This window comes from Streptomyces sp. NPDC005811, from assembly GCF_040630405.1.
Classification (GTDB): Bacteria; Actinomycetota; Actinomycetes; order Streptomycetales; family Streptomycetaceae; genus Streptomyces.
Map to the genome: position 1 here is coordinate 81,311 of NZ_JBEXXK010000013.1, position 17,999 is coordinate 99,309.

At 72.2% G+C, this 17,999-nt stretch carries 14 protein-coding genes and 1 riboswitch; of the genes, 5 read left to right on the forward strand and 9 right to left on the reverse strand.

Annotated elements, in window-relative coordinates; all coding sequences use genetic code 11:
• Positions 1-27: 27 nt before the first annotated feature.
• The 3 genes from ABZ490_RS16080 to ABZ490_RS16090 form a co-directional block, all read right to left on the reverse strand.
• On the reverse strand, positions 28-1,218 hold the full coding sequence (locus ABZ490_RS16080; RefSeq protein WP_358989704.1) for a nucleotide pyrophosphatase/phosphodiesterase family protein: 1,191 nt from the start codon (positions 1,216-1,218) through the stop codon (positions 28-30).
• Entirely contained in the window at positions 1,218-1,814 is a 597-nt protein-coding gene (locus ABZ490_RS16085) for a DUF5998 family protein (protein ID WP_358989706.1), read from the reverse strand. The genes ABZ490_RS16080 and ABZ490_RS16085 overlap by 1 nt, the downstream gene beginning before the upstream one ends.
• 75 nt (positions 1,815-1,889) lie before the next feature.
• On the reverse strand, positions 1,890-4,709 hold the full coding sequence (locus ABZ490_RS16090) for a GNAT family N-acetyltransferase (protein WP_358989708.1): 2,820 nt from the start codon (positions 4,707-4,709) through the stop codon (positions 1,890-1,892).
• Positions 4,710-4,902: 193 nt separating this feature from the next.
• Here ABZ490_RS16090 and ABZ490_RS16095 point away from each other — a divergent pair, with 193 nt between their 5' ends.
• Positions 4,903-5,184 (forward strand): HPr family phosphocarrier protein, encoded by a 282-nt coding sequence (locus ABZ490_RS16095; RefSeq protein WP_358989710.1) that lies wholly within the window; start codon positions 4,903-4,905, stop codon positions 5,182-5,184.
• Positions 5,185-5,368: 184 nt separating this feature from the next.
• On the opposite strand, the gene ABZ490_RS16100 is transcribed toward ABZ490_RS16095, so the two are convergent.
• The 4 genes from ABZ490_RS16100 to ABZ490_RS16115 form a co-directional block, all read right to left on the reverse strand.
• Entirely contained in the window at positions 5,369-6,064 is a 696-nt protein-coding gene (locus ABZ490_RS16100) for a GntR family transcriptional regulator (RefSeq protein WP_358989712.1), read from the reverse strand.
• Positions 6,065-6,263: 199 nt separating this feature from the next.
• Positions 6,264-7,007: a M23 family metallopeptidase gene (locus tag ABZ490_RS16105; RefSeq protein WP_358989714.1), complete on the reverse strand. Its 744-nt coding sequence runs from the start codon at positions 7,005-7,007 to the stop codon at positions 6,264-6,266.
• A 14-nt stretch (positions 7,008-7,021) separates the two neighbouring features.
• Positions 7,022-7,184, reverse strand: a riboswitch (cyclic di-AMP (ydaO/yuaA leader).
• Between the two features lie 202 nt (positions 7,185-7,386).
• Complete coding sequence (locus ABZ490_RS16110; RefSeq protein ID WP_358989716.1) at positions 7,387-8,775, reverse strand: pitrilysin family protein; 1,389 nt, start codon at positions 8,773-8,775, stop codon at positions 7,387-7,389.
• Entirely contained in the window at positions 8,772-10,121 is a 1,350-nt protein-coding gene (locus ABZ490_RS16115) for a pitrilysin family protein (RefSeq protein WP_358989718.1), read from the reverse strand. Before ABZ490_RS16115 ends, ABZ490_RS16110 begins: the two co-directional genes overlap by 4 nt.
• A gap of 268 nt (positions 10,122-10,389) precedes the next feature.
• Here ABZ490_RS16115 and ABZ490_RS16120 point away from each other — a divergent pair, with 268 nt between their 5' ends.
• Positions 10,390-12,846, forward strand: coding sequence for a DNA topoisomerase IV subunit A (locus tag ABZ490_RS16120; protein ID WP_358989720.1), 2,457 nt, complete (start codon positions 10,390-10,392; stop codon positions 12,844-12,846).
• Here ABZ490_RS16120 and ABZ490_RS16125 read toward each other — a convergent pair.
• Positions 12,843-13,913 carry a CobW family GTP-binding protein gene (locus ABZ490_RS16125; protein WP_358989722.1) on the reverse strand — a complete coding sequence of 357 codons (1,071 nt, stop codon included), beginning with the start codon at positions 13,911-13,913 and terminating at the stop codon, positions 12,843-12,845. The genes ABZ490_RS16120 and ABZ490_RS16125 overlap by 4 nt on opposite strands.
• 321 nt (positions 13,914-14,234) lie before the next feature.
• On the opposite strand from ABZ490_RS16125, the gene ABZ490_RS16130 reads away from it, so the two are divergent.
• Both ABZ490_RS16130 and ABZ490_RS16135 read left to right on the forward strand, forming a co-directional pair.
• Entirely contained in the window at positions 14,235-14,792 is a 558-nt protein-coding gene (locus ABZ490_RS16130; RefSeq protein ID WP_358989724.1) for a DUF6082 family protein, read from the forward strand.
• A 212-nt stretch (positions 14,793-15,004) separates the two neighbouring features.
• Positions 15,005-15,244 (forward strand): hypothetical protein, encoded by a 240-nt coding sequence (locus ABZ490_RS16135; protein ID WP_358989726.1) that lies wholly within the window; start codon positions 15,005-15,007, stop codon positions 15,242-15,244.
• Positions 15,245-15,410: 166 nt separating this feature from the next.
• Here the strand turns inward: ABZ490_RS16135 and ABZ490_RS16140 are convergent, their stop codons facing one another.
• Positions 15,411-16,589 carry a citrate synthase gene (locus ABZ490_RS16140; protein WP_358989728.1) on the reverse strand — a complete coding sequence of 393 codons (1,179 nt, stop codon included), beginning with the start codon at positions 16,587-16,589 and terminating at the stop codon, positions 15,411-15,413.
• A gap of 121 nt (positions 16,590-16,710) precedes the next feature.
• Here ABZ490_RS16140 and ABZ490_RS16145 point away from each other — a divergent pair, with 121 nt between their 5' ends.
• Positions 16,711-17,964: a citrate synthase gene (locus tag ABZ490_RS16145; RefSeq protein WP_358989730.1), complete on the forward strand. Its 1,254-nt coding sequence runs from the start codon at positions 16,711-16,713 to the stop codon at positions 17,962-17,964.
• Positions 17,965-17,999: the final 35 nt, after the last annotated feature.

A 17,999-nucleotide genomic window follows, 5' to 3' on the forward strand; every position in this document is an offset into this window, starting at 1 on the left:
TCGGTGGAGAGGATGAGGGCGTGGGCGTCAGGAGCGTACTTCGAGCAGCGGGACGAGCTGCTCGGCAGGGGTCATCGAGCCGTGGTTGCCGACCATGGCCGACTCCTTGGGCTCGCGCTCGGAGGCGATGATCAGGACGTCGTCCCGGGCGGCCGCGATCACATCGCCGAGACGGTCGTACACGCGTTCGTCGATGTGCGGGCCGAACCAGCCCGCGGCGATCGCCTCGTCCCGCGAGGCCACCCAGAACTGTTCGCCGAGCACCTCGCGCCAGCAGGTCAGCACGTCGTCGGCGGCCCCCGGGACGGCGTAGACGTGGCGGGCGCGGCCCTCGCCGCCGAGCAGGGCGACTCCGGCGCGCAGCTCCCAGTCCTCGTCGAAGTCGATGCGGTGCTGCTCGTCGAAGGGGATGTCGACCATGCCGTGGTCGGCGGTGACGTAGAGCGCGCTGCGCGGGGGCAGTTGCTCGGCGAGGCGCTGGACCAGCCGGTCGACGTACATGAGCTGGCCGCGCCAGGTGTCGGAGGCGACGCCGTAGCGGTGGCCCGCGCCGTCGAGTTCGGCGTAGTACGTGTAGACGAGGGAGCGGTCGCCGGCGGCGAGCTGCGCGGCGGCGAGGTCCATGCGCTCCTCGCCGGTGAGCCGTCCGTGGAACGTGCCGCCGCTGAGCGCGACCTTGGTCAGCGGGGTGTTCTGGAAGGCGGGCGAGGAGACCTGCGCGGCGTGCACGCCCGCGCGGTCGGCGAGCTGGAAGACGGTGGGGTACGGCTGCCAGGTGTGCGGGGCGGTCCAGGGGTGCCAGCGGAGCTGGTTCATCAGCTCGCCGGTGGCCGGATTGCGCACGGTGTAGCCGGGCAGACCGTGGGCGCCCGGCGGGAGACCGGTGCCGACGGAGGCGAGGGAGGTCGCGGTGGTCGCCGGGTAGCCGGCGGTGAGCGGCCGTCCGGTGCCGCCGCGGGAGCCGCCGAGCAGGGCGTGCAGATACGGCGCCTCGTCCGGGTGGTCCTTGATCTGCTCCCAGCCGAGGCCGTCGATCAGGAAGACGCAGTTGCGGTCGGCCGGGGTGAGCTCCTCGATCGCCGCGGTCACTCCGGGTACGCCCATGCCGGCGGCGAGCGTGGGCAGCAGATCGGCCAGGGATCCGGTGCCGTACTCGGGGACGGGGGCGGAGGAGACGGCGAGGGGTTCGGGGTGGTCCCAGGAGGCGGGGGCGGCCATCAGCGGGCGGTGTCCGCGGTGGCCTCGGAGAGCGCCTGGGCGAAGACGAGCGCCTGGCGCACCGTCTCCGGGCCGTCGCCCGCCTCGCTGACGCGCAGGCTGAGGTCGTCCGCCGTGGAGTTGCCCGTGTAGCCGTGGTCGGCGTCGCAGTTGGGGTCGCCGCAGGCGGCCGGTTCCAGGTCGATGCGGGAGACGGCGCCCCAGCCGATGGTCAGCACGACCTCGCGGGGCAGGGTGCCCGGGGTGTACGACTCCGGGTTCGCGACCACACGGCTGAGGACGACCGACGAGATCCGGCCGAGCTTCACCGACTCCGTGGACGTCGTGGCGTACGGCGTCGGGGAGGTGGTGTCGGAGGCCTGCTCGTCGGTGTGGCTGACGATGAAGCGGTTGCCGGTGAGGACCAGCACGGTCACATGCCGGCGCACCTCGTTCTGGTCGAACGTGGTCTCCTGGTGGACCAGGTACGACCGGATCGGCTCGCCGCCCACCGCGGCCTCCACCGCCTCGGCCACGAGGGCCGGGTAGTAGCCGCTGCGCTCGATCGCCGCGCGCAGCCCCTGGGTCGTCGTACTGGTCTTGGCCATGCCGTCCATCCTACGGGGACCCGCTGACTGCGAGGCACCGCTCGTGGGGGCCCGGTCCGGGGCCGCGCGGGGACGCCGGGCCCGTCAGTACACCGGCAGGGTCCGCGGCCCGAGATCGTCGCGGGCCGGGGGCGGGGCGAGGCGGACCGAGGCGCCCAGGACGCTCACGCCGTGCCGGGCGACGACGACCGGTTCCAGGGTGACCGCGACGACCTCGGGGTGGTCGTCGAGGAGGCGGGAGACGCGCAGCAGCAGTTCCTCCAGGGCGGGGGTGTCGACCGGGGCGGCACCGCGCCAGCCGAAGAGCAGGGGGGCCGTGCGGATCGAGCGGATCAGGGAGGTCGCGTCGCGGTCGGTCACCGGCACCAGGCGGTGCGCCATGTCGCCGAGCAGCTGGGAGGCCGCTCCGGCGAGCCCGAAGGAGAGCACGGCCCCGGCCGCCGGGTCGATGACCGCGCGGACGACGGTGTCGACCCCGCGCGGGGCCATCGCCTGGACGACCGGACGGATCTCCTCCGGCCTGCCGAACAGCTCGGTCAACTCGGTGTACGCCCGCCGCAGTTGCTCCTCGTCGGCGAGGTCGAGGCGGACGCCGCCCAGGTCGGCGCGGTGGCGCAGGTGCGGGGCGGTGGCCTTGAGGGCGACGGGGTAGCCGAGGGTGCCGGCGGCGCGGGCCGCGTCGTCGGGGGTGGGCGCGGGGGTGGCCCGGCGGGGGTGGACGCCGTAGTGGCCGAGCAGCTCGCAGGTCTCCTCGGTGCCGAGGGTGAGGCCCTGCCCGCGGGAGAGGAGCCCGTCGATCAGCCGGGCGGCGCCCTTCTCGTCGATGTCGTCGTACTCGGGCACCTTGCCCGGGTCGGCGGCCTCGCGTCGCCACTGCCCGTACTTCACCGCTTCGGCGAGGGCGCGTACGGCGCGTTCGGCGGCGGGGTAGGCGGGGATGAGGCGGGCGCCCTCGGGGGCCTCCACCGCGGGGGCTCCCCCGGGGCCGCCGGGCCTGGGCGGTGTCGCGTCACGCGTGCGTGCGCCGGCTCCGGCGCGCGGTGCGGTGGCGGCCGCGGCGGACAGGGCGGCGGCGAGGCCGCCGAGTTCCACGTGGACGACCAGGACCGGCTTGGCGGGGGCCGCGGCGGCCGCCGAGCGCAGGGCTTCCGCGAGGGCCGCGTCGCTGGGCGAGGTCTCGCCGATCGCGGGGATCGCCGTCACCACGACCGCGTCGCAGGTCTCGTCGGCCAGCGCCCGGGCGAGCGCGGCGTGGAAGTCGTCCGCCGAGGCCTCCGTGGTCAGGTCCAGCGGGGGCAGCGGGCGCAGTCCCTCGGAGAGGCAGGCGTCGTACGTCAGCAGGCCCAGCGACTCGGAGTTGCCGAGGATGGCGACCCGGGGGCCCCTCGGCAGGGGCTGGCGGGCGAGCAGCAGGCCCGCGTCGACCAGCTCGGTGATGGTGTCGACGCGGATCACGCCGGCCTGGCGGAGCAGCGCCGACACGGTGGCGTGCGGGAGCCGGGTCGCGCGGACGGCGTGGCCCTGCGGGGCGGAGCCGGAGCCCTGGACGACCACCAGGGGCTTGGCCGCCGCGGTGCGCCGGGCGAGGCGGGTGAACTTGCGGGGGTTGCCGATGGATTCGAGGTACATGAGGGCGACGTCGGTGTCCGGGTCGTCGTACCAGTACTGGAGGACGTCGTTGCCGGAGACGTCCGCGCGGTTGCCGGAGGAGACGAAGGTGGACACCCCGGTGGTGCCGGTGACGCCGCCGCCGCGCCGGTGCAGCCGGGACAGCAGGGCGATGCCGATGGCGCCGGACTGGGCGAACAGTCCGATGCGGCCGGGGCGCGGCATCTCGGGGGCGAGCGAGGCGTTGAGCCGGACCTGGGGGGAGGTGTTGATGACGCCGAAGGCGTTGGGGCCGATGATCCGCATGCCGTACGCGCGTGCGTGCCGGACGAGGGCGCGCTGGCGTTCGCGGCCGTCGGGGCCGCTCTCGGCGTACCCGGCGGAGAGGACGACGAGGCCCTGGACGCCGTGCTCCCCGCACTCGGTGACGACCTCGGGGACCTGCTCGGCGGGGACGGCGACGATCGCGAGGTCGACGGGGCCGGCGATCTCGCGCACGGAGCGGTGGGCGGGGATGCCGTCGAGGTCCTTGAGGTCCTCGGGGAAGGCCCGGTTCACGGCGTGGAGCGGGCCGGTGAAGCCGGCCTCGCGGAGGTTGCCGAGGACGCTGCGGCCGACGCCGCCGGGGGCGCGCCCGGTGCCGACGACGGCGACCGAGCCGGGGGCCAGCAGCCGGCGTACGGAGTGGGACTCGGCGCGCTGCTCCCGCGCGCGCTGCACGGCCAGGGAGCGTGCGGTGGGTTCGAGGTCGAACTCCAGGCGGACGACGCCGTCCTCGAAGCTGCGCTGCTGGGTGTAGCCGGCGTCCGTGAACACCTTGATCATCTTGGTGTTGGCGGGCAGCACCTCGGCGGCGAACCGGCGGATGTCCCGCTCGCGCGCCACGGCCGCGATGTGTTCGAGGAGGGCGGAGGCGACGCCGCGCCCCTGGTGGGCGTCCTGGACCAGGAAGGCGACCTCGGCCTCGTCGGCGGGCGCGGAGGCGGCCATGCCGTCGGCACCAATGCGGTCATAGCGTACGGTTGCGATGAACTCGCCGCCGACCGTGGCCGCGAGTCCCACCCTGTCCACAAAGTCGTGGTGCGTGAAGCGGTGGACGTCCTTCGCGGACAGTCGCGGGTAGGGCGCGAAGAAGCGGTAGTACTTCGACTCGTCCGAGACCTGCTCGTAGAAGCTGACCAGGCGCTCGGCGTCATCGACGGTGATGGGGCGGATGCGCGCGGTGCCGCCGTCGCGCAGCACCACGTCGGCTTCCCAGTGGGCGGGGTACTCGTGCCGGTCCGAGGCGCTCTGCATGGGGCCCAGAGTACGGCTCGCGTACGACAACGGCGCGAGGCAGTCTGTGGAGGACGGAAGCCGGATCGAGGCCGCGATCCGGCGACCACCCGGGGGACGGGACGTCCGACCCGTTCCTCACCGGCTTCACGTGTGGAACACTGGTCTAGACAACACCGGTCTAGACAACCTGAAAACCGAAGGGCAGCAACACATGGCTGAGCGCCGCGTCAACGTCGGCTGGGCCGAGGGCCTCCACGCCCGCCCCGCTTCCATCTTCGTCCGAGCCGCCACGGCCGCAGGCGTCCCGGTGACGATCGCCAAGGCCGACGGCAACCCCGTCAACGCGGCCTCCATGCTGGCCGTCCTCGGCCTCGGCGCGAAGGGGGGCGAGGAGATCGTCCTCACCTCCGACGCCGAGGGCGCGGACGTCGCGCTGGACCGGCTGGCCAAGCTGGTCGCCGAGGGGCTCGAGGAGCTCCCCGAGACCGTCTGAGTCACGCACGGGGCCGCGTCACCTTCGAGGGTGGCGCGGCCTCGCCGTTTTTACCGGCGGCATAACCGGAAACCCGGGTCCGGGCACACCGAATGCGCACCTTCGAGAATTCCCGGGCGCGCAGGAAAAGGGCAGCGGAAATACTGCTCCGCCAAATATCCCTTATTTGTATACGGCCCCCGTGTTAATGCCGCAGACCCGTCATGTTTACGGGAGGTTGCGAAGTCCTCACACGGTCGGCGCGGTCCGCGCCGACGCCGAAACGCAGCCGGTGGGCGGTCGTCGCGCGCTCGGTGTGCAGCGCCGTGACCGTCCGGGCGCGCTCCTGGTCGCCGCGCGCCACCGCGTCCACGATCACGCCGTGCTCGGCCCAGGACTCCACGGGGTCGGCGGGCGCCTCCACGGCGTACATCCAGGCGATCTTGTGGCGGAGCTGGGTGAGCATCGACGTCAGGGCGTGACTCCCGGAGGCCTGGGCGAGCGTCTCGTGGAACCAGCCGCCCAACGAGCGCAGATCCTCACTGTTGCCCCTGCGGGCCCGCTCCTGGCCCAGCCGGACGAGGCCGCGCAGCACCTTCAGATGCGCCTCGGTGCGCCGCTGGGCGGCCCGGGCGGCCCCCAGCGGTTCCAGGAGCATGCGCATCTCCAGGAGGTCGGCCGCCTCCTGCTCGGTCGGCTCCGCGACGCACGCGCCCGCGTGCCGCCGGGTGACGACGAAACCTTCGGCCTCCAGGGTGCGCAGCGCCTCCCGGACCGGGACGCGGGAGACGCCGTAGCGGCGGGCCAGGAGTTCCTCGGTGAGGCGGCTGCCGCGCTCGTAGACACCCGCGACGATGTCGTCCCGGATGGCCGTGCACACCGAGTGCGCCGGAATACGCATGACCGCCTCCGTCTTAATCCCCGTGAAACGTCGCCGAGCTCCGCCGATTGACGTGTGTTCCGTGACTCTATTGCAATGAGCCGGAATTTCCGACGGCGGACCGGAATCCAGGGATATTTTTTGGACAGCCCGGTGCCGAAAACGGCGAAAGCCCCGGCCGCTGGGGCCGGGGCTCGAAACGCGGTGTCGCCGGGTGGCGTCAGACGTTGACGCCGTGCTGGCGGAGGTAGGCGACCGGGTCGATGTCGGAGCCGTACTCCGCCGTCGTACGGGCCTCGAAGTGCAGATGCGGACCGGTGACGTTGCCGGTCGCGCCCGACAGGCCGATCTGCTGCCCGGGGGTGACCTGCTGGCCCACCGAGACCCCGATGGAGGACAGGTGGGCGTACTGGGTGTACGTGCCGTCGTTCATCTTGATGACGACGTTGTTCCCGTAGGACCCGCCCCAGCCCGCCTCCACGACGGTGCCCAGGCCGACCGCGTGCACGGAAGTGCCGCTGGCGGCGTGGAAGTCGATGCCGGTGTGGCTGCCGGAGGACCACAGCGAGCTGCTCGCGTGGTAGCCGGTGGAGACGTAGGAGCCGGTGATCGGCAGCACGAAGGCGTTCAGACGCTTGCGCTCGGCCTCTCGGGCGGCACGCACGCGTGCCTCGCGCTCCTCCACGGCCTTCTTGGCGGCGGCCTTGCGCGCGGCCTCCTCGAAGGCGGCCTTCTTCTGCACGGCGACCTGGTCGTCGACCTGTTCGACGACGGCCTCGCCGGCGGTGACGACCGGGATGAGGCCGGTCTGCTCGGGGGTCGGCTCCGCGGCGAACGCCGGGGTGGAGGCGACGGTGGCCATGACACCGGTGGTGGTCAGCGCCGCGAAACCCGCCGCGCGGACGGTGGTGCGCTGCATCCGGCTGGGCCGGCGGTGCTTCCCGGTGGTGCAGGTGTACGCCATGAAGGGCGAGCGGTCCTTTCCTTCCCTCTCGCCTACCGGGTTAGCTGACGGGTTCGGAGCAGGAAGGTCTCCTACGGACCCCCTCGTTCACACGCGGGCGTCCGATTCACCCCAGGGACTTCATGGGTCCCCGGCTCCCCTGGCTCGCGCCGTACGGGGACTCGGCGATGACTGTCCGGTGCCGCGGATGCGGCGCGATGCCTGACGAACAGCCGGGCCGACCGTATGCGGGACCGTTATCAATCCTCAAACGGATCACGGTTTTTGTAGCGTACGCCACAGCGCAGACACACAACCTCCGCATCAATTCGGACATCTTGCGGCCCCGAAACGACGCCTCCGTCGCCCCGGGGCCGCAGCACGTCCGTCTCTCCCGCGTCTACTCTGCGGGGACGACGGTGACTTCGCCGATCCCGAGCGCCTCGACGGGCTCCTTGATCTGCGCGGCGTCACCGACGAGGACGGTCACCAGACGGTCCACCGGGAAGGCGCTCACGGCCGCCGCGGTGGCCTCGACCGTGCCGGTCGCGGCGAGCTGCCGGTAGAGCGTGGCCTGGTAGTCGTCGGGCAGGAACTGCTCGACCTGGTCGGCCAGCGTGCCCGCGACGGCCGCCGCGGTCTCGTACTTCAGCGGCGCCACGCCCACCAGGTTCTGCACGGCGACATCGCGCTCGGCGTCCGTCAGGCCCTCCGCCGCGAGGGTGCGCAGCACCTTCCACAGGTCGTCCAGGGCCGGACCGGTGTTCGGCGTGTCGACGGAGCCGCTGATGGCGAGCATCGCGGCGCCCGAGCCGTCCGGGGCGGAACGCAGGACCTGGCCGAAGGCGCGCACGCCGTACGTGTAGCCCTTCTCCTCGCGCAGGACACGGTCCAGCCGGGAGGTGAGGGTGCCGCCGAGGCAGTACGTGCCGAGGACCTGGGCGGCCCACACGCGCGCGTGCCGGTCGGCGCCGATCCGGCCGATGAGCAGCTGGGTCTGGACCGCGCCGGGGCGGTCCACGATGACGACGCGGCCGGTGTCGTCGGCGGTCACCGGCGGAACGGGCCGCTGCTGGGCCGGGGAGCCCTTCCAGGCGCCCAGGGTCTCGCCCAGGAGCGCGGCCAGGTCGACGTCCGTGAGGTCGCCGACGACGACCGCGGTGGACGTGGCCGGCCGGACGTGCCGCTCGTAGAACGCCCGTACGGCGGCGGAGTCGATCTTCTCGACGGTCTCCGCGGTGCCCTGGCGCGGCCGCGACATGCGCGCGGTCGCCGGGAACAGCTCCTTGGAGAGCTCCTTGGCGGCACGGCGGGAGGGGTTGGCCAGCTCGTGCGGGATCTCGTCCAGCCGGTTGTGGACGAGACGCTCGACCTCGCTGTCGGCGAAGGCGGGCGCGCGCAGGGCGTCGGCGAGCAGGCCGAGCGCCTTGGGCAGCCGGGAGGCGGGCACCTCCAGGCTGATCCGGACGCCGGGGTGGTCGGCGTGCGCGTCGAGGGTGGCGCCGCAGCGCTCCAGCTCGGCGGCGAACTCCTCGGCGGAGTGCTTGTCGGTGCCCTCGGTGAACGCGCGCGCCATGATCGTGGCGACGCCGTCCAGACCGGACGGCTCGGCGTCCAGGGGCGCGTCGAGGAGGACCTCGACGGCGACGACCTGCTGGCCGGGGCGGTGGCAGTGCAGGACCGTCAGACCGTTGTCCAGCGTGCCGCGTTCGGGCGCCGGGAACGCCCACGGCCTGGCCTCGCCCGCCCGGGGCTGCGGGTGGAAGTCCATCGTGGCGAGCTCCGTCACTGGGCCGCCTCCTCGTTCTCGTCCTGGTCGGCGGGGGCTTCGGGGGCGGTCGGCTCGTAGACGAGGACCGCGCGGTTGTCGGGGCGCAGGCGGGCCTGGGCGACCTCCCGCACCTCCTCGGGCGTGATGTCCAGGACACGCTGGACGGCGGTGAGCGCGAGCTGCGGGTCGCCGAACAGGACGGCGAACCGGCACAGTTCGTCCGCGCGGCCGGCGACGGTGCCGAGCCGGTCGAGCCACTCGCGCTCCAACTGGGCCTGGGCGCGCTCCATCTCCTCGGCCGTGGGGCCCTCCTCGGCGAACCGGGCGAGCTCCTCGTCGATGGCGGTCTCGATGACGGGCACCTCGACGTCCCCGGACGTCTTCACGTCCAGCCACCCCAGGGAGGGCGCCCCGGCGAGCCGCAGCAGCCCGAAGCCGGCCGCGACGGCCGTACGGTCGCGGCGCACCAGCCGGTTGTACAGGCGGGAGGACTCGCCGCCGCCCAGGACGGTGAGCGCCAGGTCGACCGCGTCGCACGCGCGCGTGCCGTCCTGCGGCAGCCGGTAGGCGGCCATCAGCGCGCGGGCCGGGACCTCCTCCTCGACGACCTCGCGCAGCTGCTCGCCGATGACGTCGGGCAGGGTGCCGTCGCGCGGCTCGGGCTTGCCGTCGTGCGCGGCGACGGAGCCGAAGTACTTCTCGATCCACGCGAGCGTCTGCTCGGGGTCGATGTCGCCGACGACGGACAGGACGGCGTTGTTGGGCGCGTAGTACGTGCGGAAGAACGCGCGCGCGTCCTCCAGCGTCGCCGCGTCCAGGTCGGCCATCGAGCCGATCGGCGTGTGGTGGTAGGGGTGGCCGTCCGGGTAGGCGAGGGCGGTCAGCTTCTCGAAGGCGGTGCCGTACGGCACGTTGTCGTAGCGCTGGCGGCGTTCGTTCTTGACGACGTCGCGCTGGTTCTCCATGGACTCGTCGTCCAGGGCGGCGAGCAGGGAGCCCATGCGGTCGGCCTCCAGCCAGAGGGCGAGCTCCAGCTGGTGGGTGGGCATGGTCTCGAAGTAGTTGGTGCGCTCGAAGCTGGTGGTGCCGTTGAGCGAGCCGCCGGCGCCCTGGACCAGTTCGAAGTGGCCGTTGCCCTTGACCTGGGCGGAGCCCTGGAACATGAGGTGCTCGAAAAGGTGAGCCAGACCGGTGCGGCCCTTGACTTCGTGGCGGGAGCCGACGTCGTACCAGAGACACACCGCCGCGACGGGGGTCAGGTGGTCCTCGGAGAGCACCACGCGAAGGCCGTTGGCCAGGCGGTGCTCGGTCGCTGTCAGGCCCCCGGTGCCTGCCTGGTCTGTGGCCGTGTGACCCATGGGCATGTACGTCCCTTCCGATCGCGGACGCGGTCGTGCGAACCGCGTGTTTCCTGCCGGTCCTGTCACTGTATGCAAGCGCGCGGTGGGTCGGCGAAGTTCCCGGGGGCGGTACGCCGAGAGCGAGAATCCGGGACGTCGCACCGGATCGGACATGACGTACCCTGCGGGCAATCATGAGAGGGCCGGGGTCCTGGGCCCGTCTTGTCAGTGCCACGGTCCACAATGGACCGCGTCAGCATCCGTCACACGCCTCAGCAAGGAGCCGGCAGCGATGGCCCGCCGCAGCACGAAGACCCCGCCGCCCGACGACTCGTACGAGGAGCGGATCCTCGACATCGACGTCGTCGACGAGATGCAGGGCTCCTTCCTCGAGTACGCGTACTCGGTCATCTACTCCCGCGCCCTGCCCGACGCCCGCGACGGACTCAAGCCGGTCCACCGTCGCATCGTCTACCAGATGAACGAGATGGGCCTGCGCCCCGACCGCGGCTATGTGAAGTGCGCGCGCGTCGTCGGCGAGGTCATGGGCAAGCTGCACCCGCACGGCGACGCGTCGATCTACGACGCGCTGGTGCGCATGGCGCAGCCGTTCTCCATGCGCGTGCCGCTGGTCGACGGCCACGGCAACTTCGGCTCCCTGGGCAACGACGACCCGCCGGCCGCCATGCGGTACACCGAGTGCCGTCAGGCCGAGGCGACGAGCCTGATGACGGAGTCGATCGACGAGGACACCGTCGACTTCGCGCCGAACTACGACGGCCAGGAGCAGGAGCCGGTGGCGCTGCCCGCCGCCTTCCCGAACCTGCTGGTCAACGGCGCGTCCGGGATCGCGGTCGGCATGGCCACGAACATGCCGCCGCACAACCTGGGCGAGGTCGTCGCGGCGGCCCGGCACCTGATCCGCTACCCCAACGCGGATCTGGACACCCTGATGAAGTTCGTCCCGGGGCCGGACCTTCCCACGGGCGGCCGGATCGTCGGCCTGTCCGGCGTCCGCGACGCCTACGAGACCGGCCGCGGCACCTTCAAGATCCGCGCCACGGTCGCGGTGGAGACGGTGACGGCCCGCCGCAAGGGCCTGGTCGTCACGGAGCTTCCGTTCACGGTCGGCCCCGAGAAGGTCATCGCCAAGATCAAGGACCTGGTCGGTTCGAAGAAGATCCAGGGCATCGCCGACGTCAAGGACCTCACCGACCGTCAGCACGGCCTGCGCCTGGTCATCGAGATCAAGAACGGCTTCGTGCCGGAGGCCGTCCTGGAGCAGCTCTACAAGCTGACGCCGATGGAGGAGTCCTTCGGCATCAACAACGTGGCGCTGGTGGACGGCCAGCCGCTGACGCTGGGCCTCAAGGAGCTCCTGGAGGTCTACCTCGACCACCGCTTCGACGTGGTCCGCCGGCGCAGCGAGTACCGCCGCGGCAGGCGCCGCGACCGGCTGCACCTGGTGGAGGGCCTGCTGACGGCGCTCGTCGACATCGACGAGGTCATCCGGCTGATCCGCTCCAGCGAGAACAGCGCGCAGGCCAAGGAGCGCCTGATGGAGCGCTTCTCGCTGTCGGAGATCCAGACCCAGTACATCCTCGACACGCCGCTGCGCCGTCTCACCAAGTTCGACCGGATCGAGCTGGAGGCGGAGAAGGAGCGGCTCAACGCGGAGATCGCGGAGCTGACCCGGATCCTGGACTCGGACGCGGAGCTGCGCAAGCTGGTCTCGTCCGAACTGGCCGCGGTGGCCAAGAAGTTCGGCACCGAGCGGCGTACGGTGCTGCTGGAGTCGTCCGGCACCCCGGCCGCCGCCGTGCCGCTGCAGGTCGCGGACGACCCGTGCCGGGTCCTGCTCTCGTCCACGGGTCTGCTGGCCCGCACGGCGAGCGGCGAACCCTTCACCGGTGAGGACGACGGCAGGCGCGCCAAGCACGACGTGATCGTCTCGGCGGTACCGGCCACCGCGCGCGGGGAGATCGGCGCGGTCACCTCGGCGGGCCGGCTGCTGCGGATCAACGTCGTCGACCTGCCTCAGCTGCCGGACACGGCGTCGGCACCGAACCTCGCGGGGGGTGCCCAGCTGACGGAGTTCGTCGCCCTGGAGGGCGACGAGACGCTGGTCTGCCTCATCACGCTCGACGAGTCCTCCCCCGGTCTGGCGCTCGGCACCGAGCAGGGCGTGGTCAAGCGGGTGGTCCCCGACTACCCGACCAACAAGGAGGAGCTCGAGGTCATCACCCTCAAGGAGGGTGACCGGATCGTCGGCGCGATCGAGCTGCGCACCGGCGAGGAGGACCTGGTCTTCATCACCGACGACGCCCAGCTGCTGCGCTACCAGGCCGCTCAGGTGCGTCCGCAGGGCCGTCCGGCGGGCGGCATGGCGGGCATCAAGCTCGCCGAGGGCGTGAAGGTGATCTCGTTCACCGCGGTGGACCCGTCGGTGGACGCGGTGGTCTTCACGGTCGCCGGCTCACGCGGCACGCTGGACGACTCCGTCCAGACGACGGCCAAGCTGACCCCGTTCGACCAGTACCCGCGCAAGGGCCGTGCCACCGGCGGTGTGCGCTGCCAGCGGTTCCTGAAGGGCGAGGACTGCCTGGCCTTCGCCTGGGCGGGCCCGGTCCCGGCGAAGGCCGCCCAGAAGAACGGCCTGCCGGCCGAACTGCCCGAGATGGACCCGCGCCGCGACGGCTCGGGCGTCTCCCTGCCGAAGACGGTGGGCGTGGTGGCGGGCCCGGTCTAGACCGGTTCCCCGGGATCGGATGTGCCGTCCGGGTCCTGTACGTAGCGCAGGACGCCCCACATGCCGTGCTCGTCGGCGTGCGGGGCGTCGCTCCTGCACGCCTGGAGCTCCTTGCCGAGGGCCTCGGCGTCGATGCCGGTACCGATGAGGACGAGCTGGGTGAGGCGGTCCCCGGCGGCGCTCCGGCGCTCCGGGTAGAAGCGCAGGAAGCGGCCGACGGCGTGCACGGCGTAGCGGTTCAGGACGTCGTGCGGGCCGAAGTCGACGTACCCCTTGATCCGGTAGAGCCCCTCGGGCCTGCTGTCGAGGAAGGCCATCAACCGGCGGGGGTCGAGGGGGACTTCGGAGACGAAGGAGACGCTGTCGTAGGCGGCGTGCAGATGCCCGCCGTGGTGGTCGTGGCCTTCGTCGGCGTGCTCGTGCAGGTCGTCGAAGGACAGCTGCCCGATGCGTTCCTCGCCGGGCCGGCAGTCGAAGAGGAACTCCGGGTCGACCCGGCCGTACGTCGCCGGGACGACGGCCGCGCGGTCGGTGAGCGAGCGGACGAGGTCCAGGACGCGCCCGGCCTGCGGAGCGCGGTCGATCTTGTTGACGACGACCAGGTCGGCGAGGGCGAGATGCCGGTCGATCCCGGGGTGCCTGGTGCGGGTGTCGTCGAACTCGGCGGCGTCGACGACCTCGACGAGACCTCCGTACACGATCCCCGGGTGCTCACTGGCGAGCACCATCCGCACCAGTTCCTCGGGTTCGGCGAGACCGCTGGCCTCGATGACGATGACGTCGATGCCGGTGCCGGGGTGGGCGAGCCGCTCCAGATAGACGTCGAGTTCACTCGCGTCGACGGCACAGCACAGACAGCCGTTGCCGAGGGAGACGGTGGAGTCGCCGAGCGCGCCGGCCACGGCCATGGCGTCGATCTCGATCGCCCCGAAGTCGTTGACGATCGCCCCGATGCGGCTGCCGCCGCTGCGGTGCAGGAGATGGTTCAGCAGGGTCGTCTTGCCGGAGCCGAGGAATCCGGCGAGTACGACGACCGGGATCTGCTGCGGACTGCGGCTCTGCGTCACCGTGCGACCTCTCTGACACCTGCGCGCACTCCGGCTCACGGCCGCGGAGCGCGTACGACGATGGAACGCGCCCCAGGATACGAGTCCACCGAATCCCCCCGAAGTGAACGATTGTTAGCAGCACTTGCGGGGCAGACGTCTGGCAAGGCGCCCTGGCGTGCGACCCTCGCTTCCCTCCGTGCGCCTCCCCTCCGCCTCCCCCGCCGATCAGAGCGGCTCGGCACCCTGGGAGACGGCAAGCGCCGCCCACCGCTCGCCGGTCCCCGTCACTCCACCCGCACCCCGACGACCGGCGCACGGCCGCCCGAATCGGGGGTTGACATGGCCACACGGAAGTCTCGGACCCGGGGACTCGCTCCCGTCGCTGCGGCGGGCCTCGGCATCGCGGCCGGGGCCCTCGCAACACTGACCGTCCAGCGGAACACCCTCAACGCGCTGCGCACCCGACTCGAGCGCCTGGAGCAGGCGGTCGCGGCACCGCCCGACACGAACCTCGCCCATCAGCAGCGGCTGCACTGGGAACTGCTGAGCAAGGCGATCGACAGCCCCGAGCTGGCCGAAGTGCTGGACATCTTCGAGGTGCCGGCGTCACCCCAGAAGCGACGGCAGTACCTCTTCGCCAACGCCCTGTACACGAACCTGCTGTTCTACTACCGCATCGGCAATCTGACCCGCGAGGAGTTCCACGGCCGGATGCGCGGACTGCTCCAGAACCCCGTCGTCCGGGAGTACTGGTACGCCACCCAGGGCCAGCGGGCGACCCTCCCCGCCGATTCGACCGAGGCCGACCTGGGGCGCATGGTCGACGAGCTGCTGCGTCAGCTCGAAGAGGCCGACGTGGACGAGTGGTGGGTGGTGGGCGAGCCACCGGCCGAGTAGACGGCGCGCGCCACGAGGTTCACGCCGACGGCCCATAACGAACCGGTCAAGTGCGCAGTTGATGGGGACGTCAGGGAGTTGACTCGCGCTTGATCGCGTAGAGGACCCCACACCATCGTCGCCTACGCCGCCGGATGACGAGTGCACCCCACAGGGTCCGCCTTGCATCGAGCAGTCGTCGTGCGCAAGCCAATGGACCAAGGGAAGCAACAGTGAGTCAGATCATCCGTCGGATCGGTGCGGCCCCAGCCGAGCGGGGGAGCACGGGAGGGGGCAACTGCCCCGACATCTTCGAGTTGGCCGACGGGAACTTCGCCGTGATCGGCACGGACGCCACGGATTCGCTGGACCCCGACCTCCCGTCCGACGCCTCCCGCGCCGACTACGAACGCATCGTCGTCATCACGCGCGAGACGCTCATCCGCGCGAAGGCCGACATCCCGGACGCGTGACACGGCTCCGGGGAGAGCCGTCGAACTCCCCCGCAACGGGCCCGGTACACCGTGCGCGACACCGGGCCCACGGCGCGTGCGCCTGTCGTGCGCCGTGCGCGCCCCCACCGACGCGATCTGTCCGCGGTCACGCCCTCTCCCCGGCGCAGGCGTCCAAGCCCGCCCTTCAGGCGGCCTCCGGCACCGCCACCGGCGCCCCCGGCCCCACGTACCGTGCCACGGGACGGATGATCTTCGCGTCCTCGGCCTGCTCCAGAATGTTGGCGCTCCAGCCCACCACCCGCGCCGCGGCGAACGTGGGCGTGAACATCTCGCGGGGCAGCCCGCACAGCTCCATGACCACGCCGGCGTAGAACTCCACGTTGGTGTGCAGCTCACGGCCCGGCTTCAGTTCGGCGAGGATCGCCTCCACACGCCGTTCCACCTCCACCGCGAACGCGACCCGCGCCCCGCCGAACCGCAGCGCCGTCTCCCGGAGCAGGCGCGAGCGCGGGTCCTCCGTGCGGTACACGGCGTGACCGAAGCCCATGATGCGCTCACCGGCGAGGACCCGCTCCCGGATCCAGGGGTCGATCCGGTCGGGCGTGCCGATCGCGTCCAGGGTGTCCAGGGCCCGGCTGGGCGCACCCCCGTGCAGCGGCCCCGACAGCGCACCCACCGCCCCCACCAGGCACGCGGCCACGTCGGCCCCGGTCGAGGCGATCACCCGGGCCGTGAACGTCGACGCATTGAAGCCGTGATCAATGGTGGAGATCAGATACTGCTCGACCGCCCGGACCCGCTCCGCTTCGGCCTCCGTCCCGGTCAGCATGTAGAGGTAGTTCGCCGCGTACGACAGATCCTCGCGCGGCTCGACGGGGTCGAGCCCCTTCCCCAGCCGGTACAGGGCGGTGAGCAGGGTCGGCACGGCCGCGGCCGCGACGACGGTGTCCGCGCGGCGCCGGTCCGCGTCGATGTCGTACACGGGCCGGAAGTCCTTCTCCGCGCCCAGCAGCGACAGGGCCGTCCGCATCCCGGCGAGGGGGTTCGCCCCCGCGGCCGCGGCCGCGGCGGGCAGCGCCGCCGCCACCGTCCGGGGGAGCCGTCGCAGGGCGGCGGTCTCGGCGGCGAAGGCGGCGCTGCGTTCCGCGTCCGGCAGCTCGCCGTGGACGAGCAGGTGCCATACGTCCTCGAAGGGGCGGGCCTGTGCCAGGTCGACGGCCGAGTACTGGCGGTAGTGGTAGAAGCCCTCGCGCCCCCGGACGTCACCGACCTCGGTGTCGGCGACGACGACACCGGCGAGACCGCGTGGTGCGTCGAGGCGTGCGGGTGTGGGTGTGGGTGTGTACGTGGGTGTGGCGGTCATGACTTCCCTCCAGGCCAGGGGAATCGACTTGATTCAACTTGATTCGACTGTCCATGATTGACGAAATCTCTGTCAATATTGATTGAATCAATGCAAGTCCTCTGCGGATACGGTGACCCCCATGCGCGATCACGAACCCGCCCCCGGCCACCCGGACCGACGGCTGAGCACCAGGGAGGCCGCCGACCTGCTCGGCGTGAAACCCGAGACCGTGTACGCGTACGTGAGCCGCGGTCAGCTCAGCAGCAGACGCACGCCCGGCGGCCGGGGCAGCACCTTCGACGCCCAGGAGGTCGAGGCGCTCGCGCGGCGCAACAGGCGGCAGGGCGACGGGAGTCCGGGGACGAGCGGCGAACTGTCCGTGCGGACCCGGCTCACGTTCATCGACAAGGACCGGTACTACTACCGCGGTGTCGACGCGACCGAGCTGGCCGCGCGGCACCCGTACGAAGAGGTCGCGGAGTGGCTGTGGACGGGCCGCCTGCAGACCGGCACCTCCTTCACCGCCCCTGCCGCCTCCGTCGAGGCCGCCCGCCGCGCGGTCGACGCGCTGCCCGGACACAGCGGCCCCACCGACCGGTTGCGGGTGGCGGCCGTCGCCGCGGCGGTCGCCGATCCGCTGCGGTTCGACCTGACCGAGGAGGCCGTGCTCGGCACCGCGCGCCTCCTGATCCCCACCCTGGTCACCGCTCTCCCGCCCGTACGGCCCACCCACCGCGACGAGGGCTCCCTGGCCCGGCGCCTGTGGGCACGGCTGTCCGGGCGGCGCGTCGACGAGGCGAAGCTGCGCGTCCTGGACACCGCCCTCGGGCTGCTCGTCGACCACGACCTGGCGGCCTCGACGCTCGCGGTGCGGGTCGCCGCCTCGGCCCGCGCACACCCCTACGCCGCGGTCTCGGCCGGTCTCGGCGTCATCGAGGGGCCTCTGCACGGCGCCGCGAGCGGGCTCGCGCACCGGCTGCTGGAGGAGGTCCTGGAGCTGGGCGACGCGGGACCGGTGATCGCCCAGGAGCTGCGGGCCGGCCGCCGCATCCCCGGTCTGGGCCACCGGCTCTACCCCGGCGAGGACCCACGCGCGCGTGCCCTGTTCGCCCTCCTGGAGGAGATTCCGGACGCGGCTCCCGCCCTCGCCGCGGCCCGCGACATCGTGACGACGACCGCCCGCCACACACCGTTGCACGCCAACGTCGACCTCGCGCTCGGCGTCCTGACCGCCTCCTTCGGCATGGAGCCCGCGGCGGGCGAGACGATCTTCGCGGTGGCCCGGACGGCGGGCTGGATCGCCCACGCCCTGGAGGAGTACGGCGAACGGCCCTTGCGGATGCGCCCCAGCGGGCAGTACGTGGGACCGAAACCGCCCCAGCACCTCCCCTGAGCCGTGTCCGCATGGCCCCGCCCGCCTCGGGGCGG

Coding starts and splice junctions, on each gene's coding strand:
- ABZ490_RS16105 (WP_358989714.1), bottom strand. CDS start 7,007: ATGGCGTACACCTGCACCACCGGGAAGCACCGCCGGCCCAGCCGGATG.
- ABZ490_RS16085 (WP_358989706.1), bottom strand. CDS start 1,814: ATGGACGGCATGGCCAAGACCAGTACGACGACCCAGGGGCTGCGCGCG.
- ABZ490_RS16140 (WP_358989728.1), bottom strand. CDS start 16,589: ATGACCGCCACACCCACGTACACACCCACACCCACACCCGCACGCCTC.
- ABZ490_RS16120 (WP_358989720.1), top strand. CDS start 10,390: ATGGCCCGCCGCAGCACGAAGACCCCGCCGCCCGACGACTCGTACGAG.
- ABZ490_RS16115 (WP_358989718.1), bottom strand. CDS start 10,121: ATGCCCATGGGTCACACGGCCACAGACCAGGCAGGCACCGGGGGCCTG.
- ABZ490_RS16095 (WP_358989710.1), top strand. CDS start 4,903: ATGGCTGAGCGCCGCGTCAACGTCGGCTGGGCCGAGGGCCTCCACGCC.
- ABZ490_RS16130 (WP_358989724.1), top strand. CDS start 14,235: ATGGCCACACGGAAGTCTCGGACCCGGGGACTCGCTCCCGTCGCTGCG.
- ABZ490_RS16100 (WP_358989712.1), bottom strand. CDS start 6,064: ATGCGTATTCCGGCGCACTCGGTGTGCACGGCCATCCGGGACGACATC.
- ABZ490_RS16080 (WP_358989704.1), bottom strand. CDS start 1,218: ATGGCCGCCCCCGCCTCCTGGGACCACCCCGAACCCCTCGCCGTCTCC.
- ABZ490_RS16145 (WP_358989730.1), top strand. CDS start 16,711: ATGCGCGATCACGAACCCGCCCCCGGCCACCCGGACCGACGGCTGAGC.
- ABZ490_RS16090 (WP_358989708.1), bottom strand. CDS start 4,709: ATGCAGAGCGCCTCGGACCGGCACGAGTACCCCGCCCACTGGGAAGCC.